The following is a 24,085-nucleotide window of genomic DNA, read 5'->3' as shown; positions in this document are numbered from 1 at the left end:
TTCCGACAACCATTCGCCCGACGGCGTTCAGTGCGAATGAACTTGCGCGTGTGCCTCTTCGAGGGAACTTCCCGCCAGCAGCGCGGTGACCCCGGCGGTGAAGTTGGGGCATTCGACGATGTCGTCGTGCGGGCACGCCAGACCGTGGGCGATCGCGGTGCGGGCCGCTACCGCCTGAGCGATCCGTTCGTCGAGCTCGGCGAGTTTGCGCCGGTACAGGTCTCGCCACCCGGGGTCGTCAGGCATGCGAGAAGCGTTGAACACCTTGATCTCTCGCAGAGTGAAACCCACATTGCGCAGCGCCACAACCACTCCGACCAGGCTAATCGACGACGGCGGGTAACGGCGCTGTCCCGCAACCCGATCCGGTGTCGGCAGCAGGCCCAGTTCCTCCCAGTAGCGCAGCGCGGAGGCGGCGACCCCGGTGCGGCTCGCCAGCTCGCCGATCGTCAGCTGCTCACTCATTTGACTTCGAGCGTACTTGAAGTCCTGCACTGGATCTCGTGCAGACGACAGTGCAAACAATGCGACAGCGGGCGATCGACTATCTGGTGCGTCAGGCGGGCAGACCCCGGGGTGTCGTGGGATGGCTGCAGGGCTGGCTGTTCGCCCTGCGTCCCTCCAATCGGCAGCGCAACGTGTGGGCGGTGGCGCTACTCGACGTACAGCCCACCGACCGAATTCTCGAGATCGGCTTCGGACCCGGCAGAGCCATCGCCGAATTCGCGAACCGTGCGACCGCGGGCCGCGTCTTCGGCATCGACCACTCGCGAGCCATGGTCCGGCACGCCGCGCGCCGCAATGCCGCGGCGATCCGGGCCGGGCGCGTCCGGCTCACGTACGCCGCGGTGGAGCGGCTGCCGGATTTCGGCGCTCCGCTCGACGTCGTCCTCGCCGTGAACTCCGTGGGGTTCTGGCCTGATCCGGTGCAGCGGCTGTGCGAGTTGCGTCGAGTGCTTCGTCCCGGCGGATGCATCGCGCTGGTCAGCCAGCCCCGCTGCCCCGGCGCCACCCGGGACACCACCGCGCGGGCCGCCCAGGAGCTGAGCGACCTGCTCACCCGCGCGGGCTTCACCGCCCTCCGAGTCGAAACCCTCGACCTCGATCCCCCCGTCGCCGGTGTGCTCGCCACCAACCCGGCCTGACCACACCGGCCACCCCCGAAATGCCCGCGGGCCGTTCGGTATTCGATACCGAACGGCCCGCGGCCCTGACACAGGGACGTCTATAGTTTGGTCACCGTCGACTTGTTCGACCCCGACACCGCCTTGTACAGCAGGTACAGCCCGAACACCACGAGGCTGATCATCAGGATCGGGAACAGCGCCTTGACCAGCGCGCCGATCACGATCAGCGCCAGCCAGACGAGCGCGACGACGCCCAGGATCTTCCAGAACATGTCCACTTCCTCCCGAAGGTTTCCGAACCGCCGTCAACGCGATCCGACCTCTCCATACTGACAAGCCGGAGCCGGAAAATCACCAGGTCACAAGCGATATCGGGGAAATATCAGGGTTGTCCCTTAGACGCTCGTACACCGCCGCGGCCGGGCGGATCAGCGCTCGTCCGCCAGTTCGGTGAGCGCCTGGGCCCAGCCGTCCAGCCGGTCGGCGGCGTCGCGCAGGTTCACCATGGCCCAGCCGAGATCGTCGGGCAACGCGGGACTTTCGGGAACGGCGAGGACACGAGCGGCGGACGCGACCAGTTCCTCGTATTCGGTGACGCCGTTCTCCAGCCGCCGCACCACGGCGCGAATGTGGTCGGCCGGTATGGGAGCCGACACCGAACGCATTTGACCCACCAGCCCGGCGGCCTGCTCCAAGGCGACCACATCACTGGCGAGGGCGTGCAGCGCGGCGGCGCCGGAACTCGCCGTGTCGAGGGTGTCGGTCAGATCGTCGGCGGGCAGCCGGCCGCCGTGCGCGATCTGGCGGCCGACGGTGTACAGGGCCCGCTCGGCGCGGACCAGCCGCGCGATCGGCTCCCGCGCGGCCGAGCGGATCGGCGGCAGTTTGCGGGGCACGAAAGCGGCCGGCGGCAAGGGATTCCGCCGCAGCGCGAGGTAGCGCCGGGTACTGACGGCCGCGCCGGTGACCAGCGCCGCGGCACCGCCGCCGACGACGATGACCGCCCACGCCGGGGCCGAGACGACGACCAGCCCCGCCGTGCCCAGGGCGGTCAGCCCGGAGGCGGCACTCAACCGCAGGCTCTGTCGCCGCACCCGGCGCCGCCGCCGCAACTCCCGCTCCCGCGGGTCGGCCCATTTGCGCACCGCGTGAAAGGCGTGCTCCCCCACCTCGCGCAGGGTGTCCGGCAGACGCCGCGCCTGCTCCACTTGTTCGTCCGCAATCCCGGACTGCGCCAGCACTTCCCGCACCAATTTCCCACGCAGACCAGAGTCCTCCGCCGCCCCCGCTCGACGCTTCACCCCAGCGTCGGCGGCCGACCCACGACGCACCTCGCCGCCACCGCGCACACGACGCGCCTCGCCACCGCCAACCACACGACGCGCTTCATCACCACCGCGCACACGGCGCGCATCGTCACCACCGACCGCACGACCCGCTTCGCCACCACCCGCCCCACGGCGCGCCATGCCGCCACCGCGCACACGGGGAAAAACGGAGGGGAACAATGACTTCGGGGCGGTCTGGCGGGTCGGATCGTCCGGCCGGGAGGCGGGATTGCTCTCATCCCGGACCGTTGATCGTGCCGAAGACGATGTGCCCCAAGAACGTTCCGGCGGGGGCGGGTTACCGCCGAGACCGGACGGTGCGCTGTCGACCGGGCCCGCACCACCGAGAACAGCCCGCTCCACCGGGACGGTCCCGGCGGCAGGCGACGCGTCGGCGCCCGGGACCGGGCCGCGTGGCCACTCGGCCGGACGCGGCGGGAGACTCGCGGCCGCCTCGGCGCGCGAGCTGCCCCGCCGGAGCCGAGCGCGCGCGGGCTCGTCGCGGGCCCGCGATCTCCCCATCACACCTCGTACCTCTCCGGCGGGCGAACGCTACTGCTGCGCGGTCTGGCCCTTGTTGATCTGGGGCTGCGCGGCCGGGTTCGGGGTGGCCGACTCGCCGGCGGGCAGCGAATCGCCGCGCATGGACGCGCGGATCTGCTCGAGCCGGTTGTGGCCGGCCATCTGGATGCTGGCCTGCTGCACCTCGAGCATGCGGCCCTGCACCGAGTTGCCCGCCAGTTCGGCGGCGCCCAGCGCGTTGGCGTAGCGGCGCTCGATCTTCTCGCGGACCGCGTCCAGGCTCGGGGTGCTGCCGGGCGCGGACAGCGTGGAGTCCATCTGCTGCAGCGAGGCCGAGACCTGCTCCTGCATCTTGGCCTGCTCGAGCTGGGACAGCAGCTTGGTGCGCTCGGCGACCTTCTGCTGCAGCGTCATCGCGTTCTGCTCGACGGCCTTCTTGGCCTGCGCGGCCGCCTGCAGCGACTGGTCGTGCAGGACCTTCAGGTCCTCGATCGACTGCTCGGCGGTGACCAGCTGCGCCGCGAACGCCTCGGCGGCGTTGGTGTACTGGATCGCCTTCTCGGTGTCGCCGGCCTGGGTGGCCTGGTCGGCGAGCATGACCGCCTGCCGGGCGTTGGCGTTGAGCTTCTCCACCTCGTCGAGCTGGCGGTTCAGCTTCATCTCCAGCTGACGCTGGTTGCCGATGACCGACGCGGCCTGCTGCGACAGGGCCTGGTGCTGGCGCTGGGCTTCCTCGATAGCCTGCTGAATCTGGACCTTCGGATCCGCGTGCTCCTCGATCTTGGAATCGAAGAGGGCCATGAGGTACTTCCAGGCCTTGACGAACGGATTAGCCATCGATTGATCCCGCCTCCATCTGACGCGCCGCGCCTCCAGCGCGACTTAGTGCGCGACCGTCACGCACCCCGTTGTCCCTATCCTCCACCGCGCGGCACCGGTGTGGGCAGCACCCGCCGGTTGCCGACGCTTACAGAGAATCTATCCGTTTCCGCTCCGTAGTACAGCGTTGCCGGCGCCGATCGGTCTCGACGCCGGCAACACCGGCTCACTTCGCCTGTACCAGTACCAGTTTCTCCGCCCTGGGCGCCGGGATCACGATGCGGGTGTCCTCGGCGATGGCACCGAGGGGAACCGACACGGTCGCGACCGCGGCATCCACGGGGGCGGGGACGGGCGCCGCGGCCGGGGCGGCCACCTGGTCGGTCTCGGCCATGGCCGCGCTCACATCCGACAGCACCCGCGACAGCGGCAGGTCCAGCGCCTGGCAGATCGCCGCCAGCAGTTCACTGGAGGCCTCCTTGCGCCCGCGCTCGACCTCGGACAGATAGCCGAGGCTCACCCGCGCGGACGTGGACACCTCGCGCAGGGTCCGGCGCTGCGCGATCCGAGCACGCCGCAGACTTTCCCCGATGGCCTCTCGCAGCAGCGTCATCTCGTTCTCCTCACGTTCATTACTCGCCGGACCCGAGTTCCTGCAGTGACAACGTCACACGCCACCCGGTTGGTTCCCGGGTGCCCGCGGCTCCAGGCAGCGGACGAGTTCGCGCACGGCCGCACGCACCGCCTCCATTCTGATCGTCCACCGGTCGCCGGAGAGTTTCAACCGCAACACCTCGGTGCTCTCCGGTCCCGCGAGACCGAGGAACACCGTGCCGACCGGGCGTCCGTCCTGCGGTTCCGGGCCCGCGACGCCGGTGAGGCCGACGCCCCAATCGGCCCCGCAGGCCGTGCGCGCGCCCACCGCCAGCTGTTCCGCGGTGCTCGCGGCCACCGGTCCGTCGGCGGTCAGCGTGTGTTCGCTCACTCCGCCCAGGGTGTGCTTGAGGTCGGTGGCGTAGACGATCACGCCGCCGCGCAGCACCGCGCTCGCGCCGGGCACCCCGGCCACGGTCGCCGCCAGCAGTCCCGCGGTCAGCGATTCGGCGGTCGCCAGGGTGAGTGCGGACCGGCGCAGCAACCGGACGAGATCGGCGGCCGGGACCGCCGCGGCGAGCGGGTCGCCCGGCGACGGCGGCGCGTTCACGGCCGCCGGACCGGCCCGAACCGGAGCCGGGCCGCCTGCACCACGTAATCCAGGCCGGTGATCACCGTCAGCGCGACCGCGACGTACATCAGCAGCAGGCCCGCGGTCTGGAACGCGCCCGACAGCGGCAGCAGCATCACCCCGATGGCCAGCGACTGCACCAAGGTCTTCAACTTGCCGCCGCGCCCGGCCGGGATCACGCCGCGCCGGACCACCGCCAGCCGCAGCAGCGTCACCCCGATCTCGCGGGCGCAGATGACCAGCGTGATCCACCAGGCCAGATCGCCCAGCGCCGACAGCCCGATCAGCGCCGACCCGATCAGCGCCTTGTCGGCGATGGGGTCGGCCAGTTTGCCGAAGTCGGTGACCAGGCCGTACTTGCGGGCCAGCTGCCCGTCGACGCGGTCGGTGACGGCCGCGACCCCGAACAGGACCGTCGCCGCGATCCGCCAGCCGGCGTCGTGCCCGCCGGCGGCGAACAGCGCCAGCAGGAACAGCGGCACGATGAGGATCCGCAGCACCGTCAGAATGTTGGCGATGTTCATCAGCGGCACCGCCGAGGGCTCGACGGTGCGGGCCGGGACGGGCGCCAGATTCGGGCGCGCGCGAGCCGTGTCGACCCAGGCGCTGTCCATGTCGTCGCTCTGCACGCTCACCGGCACCCCCACCCACGCACGCCGCGGCGCGACCCGCGAGAGCGGGGCGTCGGGACGGGCTGGCGGTGCGGCACTCCACCAGACTATCGGTTGTCCAGCCGACTACTGTGCACCCCATGACAACACGGGCCTCGCACAGTGATTCGATCGGCGACGCGGCGGCGACGCGCCGTCCGATCGTGCGCCGCGCCCGGACCTCGGACGTCCCCGACATCAAGACCCTGGTCGACGTCTACGCCGGCAAGATCCTGCTGGAGAAGAATCTCGTCACCCTCTACGAGGCGGTGCAGGAGTTCTGGGTGGCCGAGCTGGACGGCCGGGTGGTGGGCTGCGGCGCGCTGCACGTGCTGTGGGCCGACCTGGGCGAGGTGCGCACGGTCGCGGTGCATCCGAGCGTGAAGGGCAAGGGCATCGGCGGGCTGATCGTCGACAAGCTCGTCGCAACCGCGCGCGAACTGGAGTTGCGGCGGCTGTTCGTGCTCACCTTCGAGGTGGACTTCTTCGAGCGGCACGGTTTCGCCGAGATCGACGGCACCCCGGTGACCGCGGAGGTGTTCGCCGAGATGTGCCGATCCTACGACACCGGTGTCGCGGAGTTCCTCGACCTCAGCTACGTCAAGCCGAACACCCTCGGCAATACTCGAATGCTGCTGACCCTCTGAGACCTCCGGAGCCCCCGTGCCGATCTTCGCCGTCCACTACACCTACTCCGCAGCCACCGTGCCCGCGCGCGACGAGCACCGGCCCGAGCATCGGGCGTGGCTGTCCGGTCTGGTCGACCAGGGCACGGTGCTGTCCACGGGCCCCTACCCGGACGGTTCGGGCGCCCTGCTGCTGTTCCGCGCCGACGACGCCGAGGCGCTGGCGAAGCTGCTGGCCGAGGACCCGTTCGCGCGGCTGGACCTGATCGACGCCAAGCGCGCCGTGGAGTGGCAGCCGGTGCTGGGCGCCTTCGCCGAATGATCGGTTCCGCACCGAGCCACTAGTATGCGACTGACCCTATTCACCCAGTTGCATATGTGAGGTCGAGATGCATTCGTTCCGGCAGGCCGTGGAATCGCAGGACGCGGCGGCGATAGAGGCGCAACTGGCCGACGACGTGGTGTTCATCAGCCCGGTGGCGTTCCGGCCCTATCCGGGCAAGGCCATCACCGCGGCGATCATCCGCGGCGTGCTGCGGGTCTTCGAGGATTTCCGGTACGTGCGCGAGATCGCGGACCCGGACGGCCGCGACGCCGCCCTGGTTTTCGAGGCGACCGTGGGCGGAAAGCGGCTCACCGGTTGCGATTTCGTGCGACTGAACGACGCGGGCGAGGTGGCCGAGCTGATGGTGATGGTGCGGCCGCTCTCGGCGGCGAACGCCGTGGCGGAGGCGATGGGCGCGCAGTTCGAGCGCATCCGGCAGGAAGCCGCCGAACAGATCCGACGCGAGTCGGCCGACGCCTGAGCCGGGCCGATGCGGCTGGACGAGCAGGAGGCGCTGCGGCGGCTGCGGGCGGCGCGGGTCGCGCGTCTCGCCACGGTGAGCGCGGACGGACAGCCGCATCTGGTGCCGGTCACCTTCGCCGTGTCGCCGGACGGGCGGGCCGTGGTAATCGCGATCGACCACAAGCCGAAGACCACGACGAACCTGCGGCGGCTGCGCAATATCGCGGCCCACGACCGGGTTTCGCTGCTCGCCGACGAATACGACGAGGAATGGTCGCACCTGTGGTGGGTGCGGGTGGACGGCACCGCGCGGATCCGCACCGCGGCACCGGACCGCGTCGAGCCGGTGGCCTGGCTGATCGCCAAATACCCGCAATATCAAGGTAATTCGCCGCAGGGTCCGGTCATTCACATCGCTGTCGAGACCCTTATCGGCTGGTCGTACCGGGGCTGAATCGCTTGTCCGGGTAACTGTTTCGCGACCCTCACGCCGGACACGCCACCGACCGTCACGGAAGGCGAGCGGGCCCGGGATCGCAGGCCGGACCGTACCGGTCCGCGCCGCCGTCCCGCGCCGCGCACCGCGACCCTCGGTAGCTGGCTGTTCGCGATAACCCCTAGGCGATTCGCCCGCGACGACCGGCGGCCGGTACGCTGTCCGCGAATGCCGGAGCAGGGCCGAATTCAGGGGGTACCCATTGCGTGCGCACGTCCCGGCCGGTGCCGTTGCACTGTCCATGTTCGGAATGTTGATCAGCACAACGCTTTTCGCGAGTTCCGCGGCGGCCGCCGCCGTGGCCGACCCGGAGCACTACCGCCGCGACGACGGCTACTACTTCACCACGGAGGACGGCAGCGTCGGCTGCGGAATCCAGGACACGCCGCTGGCCGATCCGCCGGTGACCGCGGGTTGCCAGCAGCTCGCCTCCCACGAACGCAACCGCACCGGCTGCGCGCCCAACGGCACCGACCAGCCCACCGAACCGACCATGACACTCGGCTACACCGCAGCCGAGCTGGTCTGCCTGAAGGAGGGCGTCTTCACCGGAGCCCACCCGGCCTACGTGCTGCCCGACGAAACCACCCTCACCGTGGGCGATTTCGCGTGCGCCACCCGCGACCAGCGCGCCACCTGCACCAACACCACCACGGGCCACGGCTTCCTGTTCGCCCGCGGCGTCAATCTCCGCTGGTGACGGAACTGTCGATCGCCGCCATGTGCTCCTCGGCCCAGACGCGCAGGGCCGCGAGCGGAACCTCCAGGGAGCGGCCGAGTTCGGTGAGCCGGTAGTGCACCCTGGGCGGGACGGTCGGCTCGACGCGGCGCGCCACCAGACCGTCGCGGGTGAGGTTCTGAAGGGTCACCGACAGCATCTTCTGTGACACCCCGGGCATGCGGCGGCGCAGTTCGGCGAAGCGCAGCTCCTCGGGCTCGGCCTCGGCGAGCAGCTTCACCACCATCGAGACCCACTTGGTCCCGATCCGGTCGAGCAGCCGCCGCGTCGGGCACGCCGGATCGAACACATCGCCGCGCCGGGTGGTCACCTGAACCTCACCACCTGAGTCGAAAGTGCCGTCTTTGCCGATCATCGTAGGTTTCCTATGTTCATGTGGTCACCAAAGGTTACCGGATGAGGTGGGTTCATGAACGGCTCGGCAGCACAGGTCACGACGCGGCGGGTGACGGCGAACGGCATCGACATCCATGTCGCCGTCGCCGGGGAGGGGCCGAGTGTGCTTCTGCTGCACGGCTTTCCGCATACCTGGCAGCTGTGGCGCGGGGTGATCGGCACCCTCGCGCGATCGCACCGGGTGATCGCCCCGGACCTGCGCGGGCTCGGCGGCACCGAACGCCCGGACGGCGGCTACGACGCCGGAACCCTCGCGACGGACGCCGCCGCGCTGCTTGCCGCGCTGGGTGAGCGGCGGGCCGCCGTCGTCGCCATCGACCTCGCCACCCCGGCCGCCTTCCTACTGGCGTTGCGGCGTCCCGACCTGGTCGAACGGCTGATCGTCATGGAGTCGCTGCTGGGCAGGCTCCCCGGCGCGGAGGACTTCTTGCGCGACGGGCCGCCGTGGTGGTTCGGCTTCCACGCCGTGCCCGGGCTGGCCGAGCGGGTCCTTCTCGGCCACGAGGCCGACTACCTCGACTGGTTCCTGACCGCCGGCACGCTGGGGCGCGGAGTGCCGCCGGATCTGCGCGACGCCTTCGTCGCCGCCTACACCGGCCGCGACGCGCTGCGTGCCGCTTTCGCGCACTACCGCGCCATGCCGGAGAGCGCGCGCCTGCTGGAACGCGCGGTCGCCGAAACCCGCCTGCGCGTACCGACTCTGGCGGTCGGGGCCCACCCGGTCGGCGACGCCCTCGCCCGCCAGCTCGCCCCGCACACCGACGACCTCACCGGCCACGTGCTCCCGGACTGCGGCCACATCATCCCCGTGGACGGGGTCGATCGGCTGCTGCCCCTGCTCACGGAATTCCTTGCGCCCCAACAGCGCAGCGCCGCACCTACAGTGGCATGAGGTGGTGCTTGCGCGGCCCGTGGGTGACGGTCTTGTCGCGCAGCAACCGCAATGCCTTGCGGATCTCCAGGCGGGTCTGGGACGGCTCGATGACGGCATCGATGTAGCCGCGCTCGGCCGCGATCCACGGCGTGGCGACGGTGGCGTTGTAGAAGTCGATCATCTGCTGGCGCAGCACTGGCCGTTCCTCGTCGGACACCGCGGCGAGCTGCCGGCGCTGGGTGAGCCCGACGGCGGCCTCACCGCCCATCACGGCGATGCGCGCGGTCGGCCAGGCGAGGTTGATGTCGCCGCCGAGCTGCTTGCAGCCCATCACCGCGTAGCCGCCGCCGTAGGCCTTGCGTACCACGACGGTGACGATCGGCACGGTCGCCTCCACCACCGCGTAGAAGAAGCGGCCGCCGCGCTTGATGACGCCGATCTTCTCCTCCTCGACGCCGGGCAGCACACCGGGCGTGTCCACGACGAAGACCAGCGGAATCTTGAATGCGTCGCAGAGCCGGATGAAGTGGGCCGCCTTGTCCGAACAGCGGGCATCGATAGCGCCGCTGTGCACCAGCGGCTGATTCGCCACCACACCTACGCTGCGACCGTCCACCCGCGCGAAACCGGTGATCATATTGCGCGCGGCCGCGTCGCCGACCTCGTGGAACTCGCCGTCGTCGAAGATCCGCAGCAGCACGTCGTACATGTCGTACCCGGCGCGGTCGGAGTCCGGGATGATCGCATCGAGTTCGCGGTCGGAGTCGGTGAGCTCGGGCTCCAGGCCCGGGTTGACCACCGGCGGCTGCTCGAAGCAGTTCGACGGCATGTAGCTCAGATACTTTCGCGCCCACTCGAAGGCCGCGCGCTCGTCCGGCGCGACGTGGTGGATGTTGCCGTTCTCGGCCTGGTTGAACGCGCCGCCGAGTTCCTCGAGGGTGACCTCCTCGCCCGTGGTCTCGCGGATGATGTCGGGCCCGGTCACGAACATGTAGGCCGATTCGGTCGCGATCAGGACATCGGTGTTGATCGGCGCGTACACCGCGCCCGCGGCGCACTTGCCGAGCATCAGCGAGACCTGCGGCACCACCCCGGACAGGCCCCCAGCTGGCGCCGGCTCATCGCCGCGTACCAGGCCAGCGACGTCACCGCGTCCTGCACCCGGGCGCCGCCGGAGTCGTTGATCGCGACGAACGGGCAGCCGATCTCGGCGGCGAAATCCATTGCCGCGGCGACCTTCCGGCCGAACATCTCGCCGACCGAGCCGCCGAACACCGTCTGGTCGTGCGCGATCACCACGACCGGACGCCCGTCGACGGTGCCGTGCCCGGTGACCACGCCGTCGCCGTACAGCGCGTCGCGGGAGCCGGGTTGCCGCATCAGCGCACCGATCTCGACGAAGCTGCCGGGATCGAGCAGCATGTCGATGCGTTCACGCGGGCTGGGGATGCCCTTCGCGGCGCGTTTGGCGATGCCCGCCGCACCGGCCGGTTCCCGCGCCACTTCGAGACTGTGTTGCAGCAGCTTCAATTTCGCGGCTGTCGTCTCCAACGATGCGTCCTCCCTCGATTGCCCTCGGTTCGCTGTTCCTCGACATTAGCCGCAAGAGACGAGTTCACAACTATGTGCACTGCAATAGACTGTCGGCCGTGTCGTCTACAGCAATGCATCGCGGCCCGTACGCGACCTACCAGCGGCGTACCGGCCGGGCGCTCGAGGAACGCACCAAGGCGATGATCGTCACGGCGGCCGAGCAGGTCATGACGGCGGAGGGCGAGTCGATCGCGCATCTCACCACGGCCGACGTGTGCGCGGCGGCGCGCGGCTACGTCCGCCGCGACGGGACCGAGGGGCCGATCCCCAAGGCCACCATGTGGAAGCACTTCAAGACCATCGCCGACCTGGCCGCCGCGGTCGTCGACAAGATGACCGCCGAGAACCGTCCCGTGCCCGACCGGATCATCGAGCTGGCCGCCGGACCGGGCCACACCGAACCTCGCCGCGACACCGTCGACGTGCGACGGCTGGAAGCACGGTACTCCAGCCGGAACTACGAAGTGGCGCAGCTGGAAGAGCAGTTCGCCGCCGCCGCGGACCGCGACGACCGCTCCGACATGCTGTACTGGTCGGCCGAGCTGGCCGAGCGCCGACTGCGGCAGCGCCGCCGGGGCGACCGGGACGCGATCGTCGCCGCCCGCGACTGGGCGCGGCGCGGCCTGCGCCTGGTCGATGTGGCGTCGCGGCTGGACTGCATGATCGGCATCCGCTGCGCGCGGGCGGCGGCCGAGGCCGAGACCGCGCTGTCGCGCCGGCCGGACTACGAGCCGACCGCCCTGAGCCGGATCCGCTCGATCAAGGAGACCGAGCAGGAGTTCGCCTCGGTCCTCGGCTGGGAGCTGCACGGCGCGCTGGCCCGGTTCCATGCCGAGCACGCGCGCGCCCTGGCCGAGGAGGACCCGGAGCGCGAGATGCGGGCGATGCGCGCGGTCACGAACAAGTTGATCGAGTTGTGCGCTCCCGACGCCGCCCGCGAACCGCAGGACAGCCTGCGCGCCGACGAACTCGGTGGCCTCGTGGTGGAGTTGCGCCGCCTCGAGATGGCCTATGCCGCGCACCCGGAGCATCGGGAGCTGTTCGCCGCCGTCTTCGGCGACGGTGTGGCCGAGACGACCCGGCGGCTGCTGGCGTGCTTCCCGGCCACCGGCGGCGAGCGTCCCCGCCACGAGGGCAATGTGCGCGCGCTGCTGCGCCTGGACGATCTCACCCGGCGGCTCGACGGCCCGGAGGCCGACATCGACGCGGTGCTCTCGGCCGCCGAGAACTACGAGCAGGCCGCGGTGGATCTGCTACGGACCGCCGAATTCGGTACCGTCCGTGACATTCTCGTCGCGCGCTATCTGACCGCGAAGGCCCGAGCGCTCGCGCTGCGGCAGGGCGACGGCGAACGCGACAAGCCCGCCGACACGGACGACCTGCTGATGCGGCCGCAACCGGCCGGGCTGATCGCGGCCGCGATCCGCTACTACGAGCACGCGGCCAAGGTGACCAGCACCCGGGGCGCGGACGGTGTGCTGCGCGAGCACGCCGCGCGCGCCGGGGCGCGGTTGCGGCGATCGAGCCTGCTCGGCGACGAGCCGGACGACGCGGTCGAATCGGCGGATCCCGGCTTCGACCGCATCGTCGAGGCGATCAACGATCTCGTGCTGATCACCGTCAGTCGCCGGAATCGGTTCACCGACAGCGAAGTTCAGCACCTGCTGGACATGGTCGACCCGATGTACTACTACATCACCTCGGGCCGCAATTGAACGCCGCGGACGTCAGCTGCCGATGGCGGCGTTCATGATGGTGCCGGCGCTGGTGGCGAGGATGCCCCCAATCATGGCCCCCACCACCATCTTCGGCGATCCGCCGCCGCCGATCGACTTCTCCCACGCGAACTTGCCGCCCGCGTAGACGATGCCGAGCACACCGGACAGGATGACGAACCAGGTGAAGTAGCGGACTAGTTTCAGCAGTTTGTCTGCGACGGGCGGGGTTTCCGGAGTGGGGTTCCCGAGCTGCGCGAGGAGAGTGTCGTGAACGGCCGCGAGAATCATGCAGTTGCTCTTTCGAAGTCGGTGGAACCAGCTCGGACCTGCAGCGAAACCATGAGTGCCAGAACGCGTTCGACGGCAGAGGCAATCATACCGTGCGCACGGGGCGGAATCGGGCGAAACGGAACCACCCGCCGGTGTGATTCATCTCGCGGGTTGCGCAGGCCCCCAACCGGTTTGGGTCGCGGGACGGACCGATCGGCCGGACTAGTCGGCCATCGCGGGCGTCCGGCCGACCAGTTCGGTGGGGATCTTCGGCAGCGCGTGGGAATGGTTGGCGCACAACCACGCCAGCAGTTCCTCGCGCACCGCACAGCGCAGCGTCCACACGTCGTCGGCGTTGCGGGCCGACATGGACGCGCGCACCACGATGCTCGTCGGGGTGCTGTCGGTGACGAGCAGGTTCCAATCGCGGCCGTCCCAGTCCGCGCGCTCCTTCAGGAACTCGTGCAGGTGCTCGCGCAGCTCCGCCACCGGCGTGCTGTGGTCGAGATACAGGAACACGGTGCCGGTGATCTGCGGGCCGCCGCGCGACCAGTTCTCGTAGGGCTTGCTGTTGAAGTACGAGACCGGCATGGTCAGCCGGCGGTCGTCCCAGATCCGCACGGTGAGGAAGGACAGCGTGATCTCCTCGACCGTGCCCCACTCCCCCTCGACCACCACCGTGTCGCCGATCTTCACCGAGTCACCGAAGGCGATCTGGAGCCCGGCCATGATGTTGCCGAGCGTCGACTGGGCCGCGACACCGGCGATGATGCCGATGATGCCGGCCGAGGCCAGCAGCGAGGTGCCCAGCGTGCGCAGGCTCGGGAACAGCAGCAGCATCACCACGGCCGCGGTCGTCACGGCGAGCACGCTGGTGACGATCCGGCGCACCAGCGTGAGCTGGGTGTGCAGGCGGCGCACCCGCGCGGTGTCGGCGGTGCGGCTGGCGTAGTTGTCCAGGGTGTTCTCGGCGAAGGCGTCGACGACGCGGATGGTGAGCCAGGCGGCCGCCAGGATCGCCGCGGTGGCCAGCACATTGCGGATCACCGCGTCCTGACGCAGCCGCAGTTCCGCGAGCGGGTAGGTGATCTGCAATCCCGCGGTCGCCAACAGGATCTGCAGCGGCGGTTGCACGCGGCGCAGCAAGCCCGGTAATCGCGTCTTCGGATTCCTGGTCGCGCTGTAGCACAGCAGCCGGTCGATCAGTACACCGAATGCCACCGTGACGGCGAGCGTGGCGCCGAACACGATGAGCGGGCGTAGTACCTCCTCCAAGGCGTCCAACTCCTTGCGACGAACGATCGAGTGCTTTCCACCGGCGCTACCCCGGGAACCGGGCATCGACACGGGTGGTGAACTCACTCACACGCCGCGACGGACTCACTCCGCGGCGTCGGGCTCCTCGGCCGGCAGGTCGCCGCCGCCCCGGATCGAGTACAGCAGACCCTCCAGTTCGTCCGGTTTCACCAGCACGTCACGGGCTTTCGAGCCCTCGCTGGGCCCGACCACGTTGCGGGTCTCCATCAGGTCCATCAGGCGACCCGCCTTGGCGAACCCGACGCGCAGCTTGCGCTGCAGCATCGAGGTGGACCCGAACTGCGAGGTGACCACCAGCTCGACGGCCTGCACGAACAGGTCGAGGTCGTCGCCGATGTCCGGATCGACGTCCTTCTTCTCGCCGGTCTTGGCGCTGGTGACGCCCTCCTGGTACTCCGGTTCGGCCTGGTTCTTGGCGAAGTCGACGACGCCCTGGATCTCCTCGTCGGAGATGAACGCGCCCTGCAGGCGGGTCGGCTTGTTCGCGCCCATGGGCAGGAACAGGCCGTCGCCCATGCCGATCAGCTTCTCCGCGCCCGGCTGGTCCAGGATGACCCGCGAGTCGGTCAGCGAGGAGGTCGCGAACGCCAGCCGGGACGGCACATTGGTCTTGATGAGGCCGGTGACCACGTCCACCGAGGGCCGCTGCGTCGCCAGCACCAGGTGAATCCCTGCGGCGCGGGCCTTCTGGGTGATGCGCACGATCGCGTCCTCGACGTCGCGGGGCGCGGTCATCATCAGGTCGGCCAGCTCGTCGACGATGGCGAGGATGTACGGGTAGGGCCGGTACACCCGCTCACTGCCCAGCGGCGTGGTGATCTGGCCCGACTTCACCTTCTTGTTGAAGTCGTCGATGTGGCGGACCTTGCTGGCCTGCATGTCCTGGTAGCGCTGCTCCATCTCCTCCACCAGCCAGGCCAGCGCGGCGGCGGCCTTCTTGGGCTGGGTGATGATGGGCGTGATCAGGTGCGGAATGCCTTCGTAGGGCGTGAGTTCCACCATCTTGGGGTCGATGAGGATCATCCGCACCTCGTCGGGCGTCGCGCGTTGCAGCAGCGACACCAGCATCGAGTTCACGAAGCTCGACTTACCCGAACCGGTGGAACCGGCCACCAGCAGGTGCGGCATCTTCGCCAGGTTGGCGGCGAGGAACTCGCCCTCGATGTTCTTGCCGAGGCCGATCAGCAAGGGGTGGTGGTCGTTTCGCGTCGAGGGCGCCTTGAGCACGTCGGCCAGGCGCACCAGCTCGCGGTCGGAGTTGGGCACCTCGATGCCGACCGCGGACTTGCCCGGGATCGGGGCCAGCAGCCGGACGTTCTCCGTCGCCACGGCGTAGGCGATGTTGCGGGCGAGCGCGGTGATCTTCTCGACCTTCACGCCGGGGCCGAGTTCCACCTCGTAGCGGGTGACGGTCGGGCCGCGCACGAATCCGGTGACCGCGGCGTCGATCTTGAACTGCACCAGCACCTCGGTGATCGCCTCGATCATCGATTCGTTGGCGGCGCTGCGGCGCTTGGGCGGGTCGCCGTCGATCAGCAGCGACATCGGGGGCAGCTGGTAGTCGCCCTCGACCTGGCGTTCGGTGACGAACTCCAGTTGCTGCGGGGCGGGCGGCTCCGGGGTCTGGTCGACGACCTTGGGCGCCTTCTTGGGTTTCGGCTTGGGCGCGGGCTTTTCGGACGCGGCCGCCTCGGTCTCGGCGATGTCCTTGGCGTCGCGCAGCGGCGGCTCGCCGAGCACCTCGGTGACCGAGTCGGAGCCGCCGAATTCGTCGGTGGGGTAGTTCTCGGCGGGGGTGCGGCCGCGGCGACGGGACTTGCCCGGGTGCACCGGAAAGCCGTCGGCGTCATAGTTTTCCGGGTCGTAGAGCCCGTATTGCCCGTCGTAGGAATCGTATTCGTCGCCGCGGGCGGCGGTGCCGAACACTTCGCGCAACCGGTGCGGGACCTCGCGCACGGTGGTGCCGGTGAGCAGCAGCACGCCGAACACCATGGCGATCAACAACAGTGGCACCGCCAGCCAGCCGGTCAGCCCGTCGCGCAGCGGTCCGCCGACGACGTAGCCGGCGAAGCCCGCGACGTGCGCGCGGCCGTGCGGATCGGTGGGCGCGCCCGCGGCGATGTGCCACAGGCCGAGTACGGGCAGGCCCACGAGGAACCCGCCGAGCACGAGCCGCGGCCGGATCTCGGGGCGCGGCTCGGTGCGCATCAGGACGACGGCGACGGCCACGGCCACGAACGGCAGCGCCGCCGAGGCGGATCCGGTGATCCAGCGGATCGCGGTGTCCACGGCGTGCCCGACCGGACCGCCCGCCGCCAGCCACACCGCCGCTGCGATGATCACGCTGAACGCGATGAGCACCAGCGCGATCCCGTCGCGCCGGTGCCCGTGCTCGATCTCCCCCGCGCGGCTCAGGGTCCGGGTGGTGGCGCCGACGCCGCGCGCCAGCATCGACCACCCGTTGCCGATCCCGCGGCCGAGGACCGCCAGCGGCGCGGTGTTCGAGCGGGCCCGCGGGGCGGGACGGCGCGCCGCGGTGGTGCGCCCCCGGGTGGCCGACCCGCGTGGCGTCGACCCCGTCCGTGAACCGGCGGAACGAGACCGCGCCGGAGCCCTCCCCCGGGTCGATCCCGCCCGCGCACGTGGAGTCGTGGTGCCGCGGGACTTACCTGCCATAGCCTCAGGCTAGCCGCAACCGCCCCATCCAGACCATCCGCAACACCCACACCATGAACATCACACCCTCCGGGACCGCCGCTCACGGGCCGGTTCCGGTCGCCGCGAAGCGCGTGCCGACGCGCCCGCCCGGGTCATCCCGGCACGCCCGCCCCGGATCATCCCGGCACGCATTTGGCCGGGATCCACCGCAATAGCAGATGGATTTCGGCCAAGCGCACGCCGGAACGACGCGGAGCGGGCAACCACGGTGGAATAGCGCGGAGCGGGAAGTACGGCAGAATTCGCGAAGCGGGCAAGCATGCCGGAACGACGCGGGGCCGGTGAGCACGCCGTAACGCACCTCTGTCCAGCGCGCCCCGCGGGCTCAGACGCTGCGGTCGGTGGCGAAGACTGCCTTGATGTCCTCGTCGGAGCCCGTGGCGTCGAGGCGGACCTCGTTGCGGCCGAAGGCGTGCAGGAGGAGTTCGGAGGGGGTGCCCGTGAGGATCACCGCGTCGCCGCCCGCGTTGTGGGCCGTGACGCGCTCGCCCTCCGGGGTGGTGAGCACGACGGTGACCGGGGATTTGCGGTAGGCCATGCGGGCCATGCGGCGCACCGCGCTCCACAGCTTCGTCTCGTCGACGTCGCTCAAAGTCCGTGGCTCCCAGCCCGGTTCGCCGCGGCGCACGTCCTCGTGATGGACGAACATCTCGGTGAGGTTGACCACGGCGTCCACCGGGTACAGCGGCGACCACCACGGCGGGCCGGTGCGGATCTGCTCCAGCAGCTCGGTGAAAGGCCGCTGCGCGGCGCGCTTCTGTACCGAATCCAGGTGCCCGGCAAAGGGTTTCAGCAGGATGCCGGGCGCGGCGTCGGGGCGGCGCTCGCGCACCACCAGGTGCGCGGCCAGCTCGCGCACCGTCCAGGTACCGCACAGGGTCGGTGCGTCGGGGCCCGCGGCGGTCATGGTCACGACCAGCGCGCGCCGCTCCCGTTGGGCCATACTCATGTTTGCGAGCCTAACGGACGCGACGCCGACGGCACTGTGGCCGCCGACACACCCCTAGACGCCGAGGACCGTCGGCACGATCATCGGCCGGCGTCGGTAGGTGTCGGCGACCCAGCGGCCGACCACCCGCCGCACGCTCTGCGCGATGCGGTGCGTGTCGGTCACGCCCTCGCCCGCCAGCCGCTGCAATTCGGCCTCGACCAGCTCCTGCGCCTCGACCAGCGCGCCCGGGTCGTCGGAGAAGCCGCGCCCGCTGACCTCCGGCGCGCTCACCGCCTTGCCGGTGGTCTCGTCCACGGCGACGGTGATCGCGATGAAACCGCCCTCGCCCAGAATCAGGCGGTCCGACAGCGTCGATTCGCCGACGTCGCCGACCGACAGGCCGTCGACGTACACCTGGCCGACCGGGAAGCGGCCCGTGGTCGAGGCGATCCCGTCCACCAGGTCCACCACCACGCCGTTCTCGGCGAGCATGACGCGGTCCTCGGGCACGCCGGTGGCGACGGCGAGCGCGGCGTTGGCGCGCAGGTGCCGCCATTCGCCGTGCACGGGCATGGCATTGGTGGGGCGCACCGCGTTGTAGAGGTACAGCAGCTCACCCGCCGAGGCGTGGCCCGAGACGTGCACCTTCGCGCTCTGCTGGGTGACCACCGTCGCGCCGAGCCGGGCCAGGCCGTTCACCACCGCGAACACCGCGTTCTCGTTGCCCGGGATCAGCGAGGAGGCGAGCACCACCAGGTCGTCGGCGCGGATGTTGATCTGGCGGTGGTCACCGCGCGCCATCCGCGACAGCGCCGAGAGCGGCTCGCCCTGCGATCCGGTCGAGATCAGCACCAGCTTGTGCACCGGCAGGTTGGCGGCCTGGTCGAGATCGACCACCAAGCCGTCGGGGAGATCGAGATAGCCCAGGTCCTGCGCGATCTGCATGTTGCGGACCATGGACCGGCCGACGAAGCACACCCGCCGGCCGTAGCGCTGCGCGACGTCGACCACCTGCTGGATGCGGTGCACGTGGCTGGCGAACGAGGCGACGATGACGCGCCCGGTGGCCTTGCCGATCACACTGTCGAGCACCGGGCCGATCTCGCGCTCGGGCGTCACGAAACCGGGCACCTCGGCATTGGTGGAGTCGACCAGGAACAGGTCCACGCCCTCGTCGCCGAGCCGGGAGAACCCGGCGAGGTCGGTGAGCCGGCCGTCGAGCGGCAGCTGGTCCAGCTTGATGTCGCCGGTGTGCAGGGCCAGGCCCGCCGGGGTGCGGATGGCGACCGCGATGGCGTCCGGGATCGAGTGGTTGACCGCGAAGTACTCGCACTCGAACGGGCCGTGCGTGGTCTTCTCGCCCTCGGTCACCTCGATCAGCTTCGGCTGCAACCGGTGCTCGCGGCACTTGGCGGCGACCAGCGCGAGGGTGAACTTCGAACCGACGACCGGGATGTCGGGACGCAGGCGCAGCAGGAACGGCACCGCGCCGATGTGGTCCTCGTGACCGTGCGTGAGCACGACGGCCGCCACCTCGTCCATCCGGTCCTCGATGGGCCGGAAGTCGGGCAGGATCAGGTCGACGCCGGGTTGCTGGTCCTCGGGGAACAGCACGCCGCAGTCCACGATCAGCAACTTGCCGTCGAACTCGAAACCCGTCATGTTGCGGCCGATTTCGCCGATGCCGCCGAGGGCGAACACCCGCAGGCCGTGCGGCGGCGGCGCGGTGGGCGAGCCCAGCGGGGCCGGACCGGCGGGCGGCTCGGGCTGTTCGGCGCGCAGCTGTTCGGCGCGGCCACGTGCCTGCTCGGCGCGCCCGCGGTTGCCTTGCCTGCCGCGATTGCGGCGCTGCCGGTCGGGCCGGTCGGATCTGCCCGACTCCGCCGAAACCCGCTGTGGCGCAGACTTTTCCGCCTCGCGCACGTCCTTCTCGGCAGCCTTGGCCAGCTGCCGCTCCTCGCGCGCGGCGGCCGTCGCCTCCTGCGCGACCGGATCGGGCGTGGAGCCGGACTCCGGCGTGGCAGGTGTCTGCTGCGCAACGGCGGGGGTGGGAGCCGGTTCGGGCACGGGCGCGGGGGCGCCCGCGGCCCGGCTGGCGGCTCTGCGACGTGGGCGGCGGCCTTCCGTATCACTCATGCGTAAACTCCCGCGGCCTCCAGTTCGGCGGCGATCAGATGCAGTACTTCCCCCTCGGGCATCAGCTGCGGCAACCGCGGCTCGCCCACGTCGACACCGAGCAGTCGCAGCGACGACTTGACCATGGCGACGCCGCCCACCCGCGCCATCGAGCGCATCAGCGGCAGCATGCTCACGTGGATCTCGCGCGCGCCGACCACATCGCCGGAGTTGTAGGCCTCGCGCAACGCGACCAGCCGCTCGGGGACGAGATGACCGATGACGCTGATGTAGCCGACGGCGCCGACCGACAACCACGGCAGATTCAGCACGTCGTCGCCGGAGTACCACTCCAGCCCCGTCTCGGCGATCAGCTCCGCGCCGACGCCCAGGTCACCCTTGGCGTCCTTCACCGCGACGATGCGCGGGTGCTCGGCGAGCCGGCGGATCGTCTCGGGCAGGATCGGCACCACCGAGCGCGGCGGGATGTCGTACAGCGTCACCGGCAGCTCGGTGGCGTCGGCGACCGCGGTGAAGTGGGCCAGCAGGCCCTCCTGCGCCGGGCGCGAGTAGTACGGGGTCACCAGCAACAGGCCGTGCGCCCCGGCGCGCTGGGCGCTGCGGGCCAGCTCGATGCTGTGCGCGGTGTCGTAGGTTCCGGCCCCGGCGATGATCGTGGCGCGGTCGCCCACGGCTTCGACGACGGCGTGCAGCAGATCGAACTTCTCCGACTCGGTGGTGGTCGGCGATTCGCCGGTGGTTCCGGAGACGGCGAGCAGGTCGACACCCCGGTCCACCAGGCGACTCGCCAGGGCGACACCGGCGTCGACATCGAGCTTGCCCTCGGCCGTGAAGGGGGTCACCAACGCGACACCGACCGTGCCGGACGCGCGCGGCCCTGTTCGCGTCGATTCACCGTTCGTCATGGTCAGCAAGGCTACCCGGTCGCCTCCCTCGCTTGGGCACCCGTCGTCCTCCCGCGGGCCGGGAGTCTCGTCACACCAGCATCACGACAGCAACCGTGACATCATATTGCCGCTTGAATGACGCCACACATGGCGTCACACTGGTGTCATGGATTTGAATACCTACACCGACCGCCTGCGCGACGACCTGGTCGCCGCCGCCGCACTCGGCGACGAGAAGACCCAGGCCACGGCCGCCGCACTGGCCGCCGCCACCGAGAATTCCGCGCGGCTGACGCTGCTCGCCGCGCTGTCGGAGCTGGCCGCGGAGATCAGCGCGGGCCTCGGTGATCGCACCGTGCACGTCTCCGTGGACGGCACCGACGCCCGCGTCGACGTGCGGCCCAACGACCAGCGCATGGACGACGCACCCAACTTCGAGGACCTGACCGGCGACATCAGCCGGGTCACGCTGCGCCTGGTCGACCAGATCAAATCGCGCGCCGAGCAGGCCGCGGCGCAGAGCGGGATGTCGCTGAACTCGTGGCTGTCGACCACCGTGCAGGATGCGCTGCGCGACCAGATGCGCAAGGGCGGGCCGGGTCGCTGCGACGACTGAGTCCTAGGTCGAGACCGAGATGTTGCCGTCGGTGTCGATCTCGGTGCGGCGGTCGTGGTCGGGGGCGTTCGCGAGCACCGTCGCCAGCACCCGGCGGCCGGTTGGCAGCACCCGCACCGTGATCGAGCCGCCGTTGGCGGCGTCCAATTCCCTTGTCGCCGAGTCGATCACACGCTGACGCACCCATTGCGGCGCGCCCGCGAAACCCCCGTCGTCGAGCAGCACCACCTCGACGCCCCGGGAGCGCGCGCCCCGCGCCGCGCCGCTGAGTTCCTCGGTCACCAGTTTCGGCGCGCGCAGGCCGTCGCGCAGTTCCGCCTCGAGCAACCGGCACTCCTCGCGTTCGGCGGCGGTGAGTTCGGCGCCGTCGGCGATGCGTTCCAGGATCGGGCGGGCCACCCGGTCCAGCCGGGCCAGCTGGCGGAAGCGCTCACCGTCGGCGGCGGCCATGGTCGCCTCGGCCGCGGCCCGGATGGTCACCTCCTCGCGCAGGATTCGCAGCGTGCGCTGGGTGGGACGCATGATGACCGCGAACACCGAGATGGCCGTGACCGTGCCGACCGGGACCAGTGCGGCCGAGATCGCGCCGTCGGCGTTGCCGAGCCGGAGCGCGGTGAGGCCGTCGACCACGACCACGCCGGCCACGCCCAGCCACGCCGCGCCCAGCCGCCCGCGCAGCACCAGCACCGCCAGCACGTACGAGGTGACGAACGTCGTCCACACCATGTGTCCCGCGTGCGCGGCGTCGAGGTGCGCCACCGTCAGCACCGTGGCGGCCGGACCGGCCGCGACCACGTACGCCGTCTCCGGCCAGGGCAGCGGGTCGGTCGCCACCACCAGCACCAGCGCCCCGGCGATCACCTGCACGGCCAGCGCCACCAGCACCGCCCACAGCGGCGACGCGGACAGGTTGCGCAACATGTACAGCACGATGGTCAGTTCCAGGATCAGCAGGAACAACCACGCGGGCGTGCCGCGCAGGCCGAGCAACTCCCGCAGCCCGAACCCCGCCGCGACGCCGGTGGCCCGGAAGTCAGTGCGCGCCATCGCCGCCCCACACCAGCGTCACCGTCGTCCCCTCCCCCGGCTGCGATTCCACGAAGCCCGCGCCGCCGGCCAGCTGCCGCATGCGGCCCAGGATGCTCACCGAGATGCCGAGCCGGTCCGACGGCACCCGCCGCGCGTCGAAACCGGTGCCGTCGTCGGTGAAGACCAGCCGGATGCTGCCCGCGCTGATGGTGCAGGTGACGGTGCGGCGCACGGTGCGGCCCGGCACGGACGCGTGCCGCAGGCTGTTGCGCACCGCCTCGCCCAACGCCGAGGCCAGGGTCGTGGCGGCGTGCACGGGCATGCGCAGATCGTCGAAGCCGGGCCAGGTCCGGGTCGCGAAGCGGATGCCGGGGTTGATCTCGTGCACCGCCGAGCGCAGGAAGATCACCGCCGCGCGGGCGTCGAGCACGTCCGGTTCCCGGGCGGCGACACGGATCTCGTCGAGTTGTTCGAGAGTGCGTTCGGCCTGGCGGCGCAGCACCGCGGATCGCTCGTTGCCGCGCGAGGCGTCGAGGAGGGTGGACAGCACGGCGTCGTGGATCAGCGCCGCGAATCGGGAGCGCTCGTGGTCGCGGGCGGACGCGGCCGCCGCGGCGGCCGCCTGCCTGCTGGCCCGCGCGGATTCGCTGTCCACCCGCGCGGCGGCGCCCAGCGCGCTGACCACGCACCACAGCAGCAGGGTCGACAGTCCGAAGGCGCGGGCGAACGCGCTCACCGCGGACATGGCCGTGAATTCCTCGACCAGATAAATGTTGCTCAGCGCCACCGCCACCGAGCCGAGCAGCAGATACCCCGCCGACAGCAGCACCGGCCAGGCCAGCGCGGCGGTCAGCATGCCCAGCGGCAGCATCCGGTACAGCCACAGCGACGCCGCATCCACGGTGTGGGTCTCGAGGGCGAACGGCAGCGTCGCCACCCCAATCAGGTAGCCGATCGCGATCACCCCGGCGACCGCGCGAATCACGGTGGGGCGCAACCGAATCGACACCGCCGCCAGAACGGGGAACCCGCCGAACACCAGCGCCGCGGCCACCGGCGCCCACCAGCCGGGCGCGTGCCTGCTCTGCGCGAGGATCTCGGGCAGGTCGACCAAGCCCATGATGAGACCGCCGAGACCCATCGACAGACCCAGCCGCCGCACGATGCGGTCGAACGCCACCGCGCCCGCGTCCTCGCTCACCGCGTGTCCGCGCCACCACGTGCCCGCCCGCACCAGCGGTCCCGCCCGGACGATCGGAGCTGCCAACGTACCGGCAGCGA

At 70.6% G+C, this 24,085-nt stretch carries 26 protein-coding genes and 1 pseudogene; 10 read left to right on the top strand and 17 right to left on the bottom strand.

What is annotated here, in order from left to right; genetic code table 11:
- Window positions 1-27 precede the first annotated feature (27 nt).
- Window positions 28-465, bottom strand: coding sequence for a MerR family transcriptional regulator (locus IU476_RS21205; protein WP_195102592.1), 438 nt, complete (start codon window positions 463-465; stop codon window positions 28-30).
- A 59-nt stretch (window positions 466-524) separates the two neighbouring features.
- On the opposite strand from IU476_RS21205, the gene IU476_RS21200 reads away from it, so the two are divergent.
- A complete protein-coding gene (locus IU476_RS21200; RefSeq protein ID WP_195102590.1) occupies window positions 525-1,145 on the top strand; it encodes a class I SAM-dependent methyltransferase in 621 nt (206 codons plus the stop codon).
- A gap of 80 nt (window positions 1,146-1,225) precedes the next feature.
- Here IU476_RS21200 and IU476_RS21195 read toward each other — a convergent pair whose 3' ends face one another.
- Both IU476_RS21195 and pspM read right to left on the bottom strand, forming a co-directional pair.
- On the bottom strand, window positions 1,226-1,399 hold the full coding sequence (locus IU476_RS21195; RefSeq protein WP_195102588.1) for a hypothetical protein: 174 nt from the start codon (window positions 1,397-1,399) through the stop codon (window positions 1,226-1,228).
- Between the two features lie 156 nt (window positions 1,400-1,555).
- The gene (gene pspM, locus IU476_RS21190; protein WP_324194168.1) at window positions 1,556-2,335 is read right to left on the bottom strand and encodes a phage shock envelope stress response protein PspM; all 780 of its coding nucleotides are present in this window, start codon (window positions 2,333-2,335) and stop codon (window positions 1,556-1,558) included.
- Here pspM and IU476_RS21185 point away from each other — a divergent pair, their 5' ends adjacent.
- Window positions 2,336-2,638: a hypothetical protein gene (locus IU476_RS21185; RefSeq protein WP_195102744.1), complete on the top strand. Its 303-nt coding sequence runs from the start codon at window positions 2,336-2,338 to the stop codon at window positions 2,636-2,638.
- A gap of 369 nt (window positions 2,639-3,007) precedes the next feature.
- Here IU476_RS21185 and pspA read toward each other — a convergent pair whose 3' ends face one another.
- From pspA to pgsA, 4 genes are all read right to left on the bottom strand, one after another.
- Complete coding sequence (gene pspA / locus IU476_RS21180) at window positions 3,008-3,814, bottom strand: phage shock protein PspA (protein ID WP_195102582.1); 807 nt, start codon at window positions 3,812-3,814, stop codon at window positions 3,008-3,010.
- A gap of 208 nt (window positions 3,815-4,022) precedes the next feature.
- A complete protein-coding gene (locus IU476_RS21175) occupies window positions 4,023-4,409 on the bottom strand; it encodes a helix-turn-helix domain-containing protein (protein WP_195102579.1) in 387 nt (128 codons plus the stop codon).
- Window positions 4,410-4,463: 54 nt separating this feature from the next.
- Entirely contained in the window at window positions 4,464-5,000 is a 537-nt protein-coding gene (locus tag IU476_RS21170) for a CinA family protein (RefSeq protein WP_195102576.1), read from the bottom strand.
- Window positions 4,997-5,635 carry a CDP-diacylglycerol--glycerol-3-phosphate 3-phosphatidyltransferase gene (gene pgsA / locus IU476_RS21165; RefSeq protein WP_195102729.1) on the bottom strand — a complete coding sequence of 213 codons (639 nt, stop codon included), beginning with the start codon at window positions 5,633-5,635 and terminating at the stop codon, window positions 4,997-4,999. The genes IU476_RS21170 and pgsA overlap by 4 nt, the downstream gene beginning before the upstream one ends.
- Window positions 5,636-5,772: 137 nt before the next feature.
- On the opposite strand from pgsA, the gene IU476_RS21160 reads away from it, so the two are divergent.
- From IU476_RS21160 to IU476_RS21140, 5 genes are all read left to right on the top strand, one after another.
- Window positions 5,773-6,318, top strand: coding sequence for an amino-acid N-acetyltransferase (locus IU476_RS21160; RefSeq protein WP_195102573.1), 546 nt, complete (start codon window positions 5,773-5,775; stop codon window positions 6,316-6,318).
- Between the two features lie 16 nt (window positions 6,319-6,334).
- Window positions 6,335-6,619, top strand: coding sequence for a YciI family protein (locus IU476_RS21155; protein WP_195102571.1), 285 nt, complete (start codon window positions 6,335-6,337; stop codon window positions 6,617-6,619).
- 67 nt (window positions 6,620-6,686) lie between these two features.
- The gene (locus IU476_RS21150; protein WP_195102569.1) at window positions 6,687-7,103 is read left to right on the top strand and encodes a nuclear transport factor 2 family protein; all 417 of its coding nucleotides are present in this window, start codon (window positions 6,687-6,689) and stop codon (window positions 7,101-7,103) included.
- 9 nt (window positions 7,104-7,112) lie between these two features.
- On the top strand, window positions 7,113-7,538 hold the full coding sequence (locus IU476_RS21145; protein ID WP_195102568.1) for a TIGR03668 family PPOX class F420-dependent oxidoreductase: 426 nt from the start codon (window positions 7,113-7,115) through the stop codon (window positions 7,536-7,538).
- A gap of 292 nt (window positions 7,539-7,830) precedes the next feature.
- Window positions 7,831-8,280: a hypothetical protein gene (locus tag IU476_RS21140; protein WP_195102565.1), complete on the top strand. Its 450-nt coding sequence runs from the start codon at window positions 7,831-7,833 to the stop codon at window positions 8,278-8,280.
- On the opposite strand, the gene IU476_RS21135 is transcribed toward IU476_RS21140, so the two are convergent.
- Complete coding sequence (locus tag IU476_RS21135; protein ID WP_195102563.1) at window positions 8,264-8,674, bottom strand: winged helix-turn-helix transcriptional regulator; 411 nt, start codon at window positions 8,672-8,674, stop codon at window positions 8,264-8,266. The two genes, IU476_RS21140 and IU476_RS21135, sit on opposite strands and share 17 nt — an antisense overlap.
- Before the next feature lie 54 nt (window positions 8,675-8,728).
- On the opposite strand from IU476_RS21135, the gene IU476_RS21130 reads away from it, so the two are divergent.
- On the top strand, window positions 8,729-9,607 hold the full coding sequence (locus tag IU476_RS21130; protein WP_195102560.1) for an alpha/beta fold hydrolase: 879 nt from the start codon (window positions 8,729-8,731) through the stop codon (window positions 9,605-9,607).
- Here the strand turns inward: IU476_RS21130 and IU476_RS21125 are convergent.
- A pseudogene (locus IU476_RS21125) lies at window positions 9,594-11,140 on the bottom strand (acyl-CoA carboxylase subunit beta). The gene IU476_RS21130 and the pseudogene IU476_RS21125 overlap by 14 nt on opposite strands.
- 98 nt (window positions 11,141-11,238) lie before the next feature.
- On the opposite strand from IU476_RS21125, the gene IU476_RS21120 reads away from it, so the two are divergent.
- Window positions 11,239-12,897, top strand: coding sequence for a hypothetical protein (locus IU476_RS21120; protein WP_195102557.1), 1,659 nt, complete (start codon window positions 11,239-11,241; stop codon window positions 12,895-12,897).
- 12 nt (window positions 12,898-12,909) lie between these two features.
- Here the strand turns inward: IU476_RS21120 and IU476_RS21115 are convergent, their stop codons facing one another.
- From IU476_RS21115 to dapA, 6 genes are all read right to left on the bottom strand, one after another.
- The gene (locus IU476_RS21115; RefSeq protein ID WP_195102554.1) at window positions 12,910-13,188 is read right to left on the bottom strand and encodes a hypothetical protein; all 279 of its coding nucleotides are present in this window, start codon (window positions 13,186-13,188) and stop codon (window positions 12,910-12,912) included.
- A 204-nt stretch (window positions 13,189-13,392) separates the two neighbouring features.
- Window positions 13,393-14,445 (bottom strand): mechanosensitive ion channel family protein, encoded by a 1,053-nt coding sequence (locus tag IU476_RS21110; protein ID WP_195102551.1) that lies wholly within the window; start codon window positions 14,443-14,445, stop codon window positions 13,393-13,395.
- 105 nt (window positions 14,446-14,550) lie between these two features.
- Window positions 14,551-17,163 carry a DNA translocase FtsK gene (locus tag IU476_RS21105; protein ID WP_195102548.1) on the bottom strand — a complete coding sequence of 871 codons (2,613 nt, stop codon included), beginning with the start codon at window positions 17,161-17,163 and terminating at the stop codon, window positions 14,551-14,553.
- A gap of 367 nt (window positions 17,164-17,530) precedes the next feature.
- Window positions 17,531-18,154 carry a TIGR03085 family metal-binding protein gene (locus tag IU476_RS21100; protein ID WP_195102546.1) on the bottom strand — a complete coding sequence of 208 codons (624 nt, stop codon included), beginning with the start codon at window positions 18,152-18,154 and terminating at the stop codon, window positions 17,531-17,533.
- Window positions 18,155-18,208: 54 nt separating this feature from the next.
- A complete protein-coding gene (locus tag IU476_RS21095) occupies window positions 18,209-20,272 on the bottom strand; it encodes a ribonuclease J (protein ID WP_195102544.1) in 2,064 nt (687 codons plus the stop codon).
- Window positions 20,269-21,177 (bottom strand): 4-hydroxy-tetrahydrodipicolinate synthase, encoded by a 909-nt coding sequence (dapA, locus tag IU476_RS21090; protein ID WP_195102543.1) that lies wholly within the window; start codon window positions 21,175-21,177, stop codon window positions 20,269-20,271. Before dapA ends, IU476_RS21095 begins: the two co-directional genes overlap by 4 nt.
- Before the next feature lie 148 nt (window positions 21,178-21,325).
- On the opposite strand from dapA, the gene IU476_RS21085 reads away from it, so the two are divergent.
- Window positions 21,326-21,775 (top strand): hypothetical protein, encoded by a 450-nt coding sequence (locus IU476_RS21085; RefSeq protein WP_195102542.1) that lies wholly within the window; start codon window positions 21,326-21,328, stop codon window positions 21,773-21,775.
- Window positions 21,776-21,778: 3 nt separating this feature from the next.
- On the opposite strand, the gene IU476_RS21080 is transcribed toward IU476_RS21085, so the two are convergent.
- Window positions 21,779-22,822, bottom strand: coding sequence for a DUF8320 family protein (locus tag IU476_RS21080; protein ID WP_195102541.1), 1,044 nt, complete (start codon window positions 22,820-22,822; stop codon window positions 21,779-21,781).
- Window positions 22,809-24,071, bottom strand: coding sequence for a sensor histidine kinase (locus IU476_RS21075; RefSeq protein WP_228823981.1), 1,263 nt, complete (start codon window positions 24,069-24,071; stop codon window positions 22,809-22,811). Before IU476_RS21075 ends, IU476_RS21080 begins: the two co-directional genes overlap by 14 nt.
- Between the last annotated feature and the right edge of the window lie 14 nt (window positions 24,072-24,085).

The organism is Nocardia blacklockiae, from assembly GCF_015477355.1.
GTDB lineage: Bacteria > Actinomycetota > Actinomycetes > Mycobacteriales > Mycobacteriaceae > Nocardia > Nocardia blacklockiae.
The sequence above is the reverse complement of the archived record's forward strand: the minus strand, read 5'-3'. Positions and strand labels throughout refer to the sequence as shown.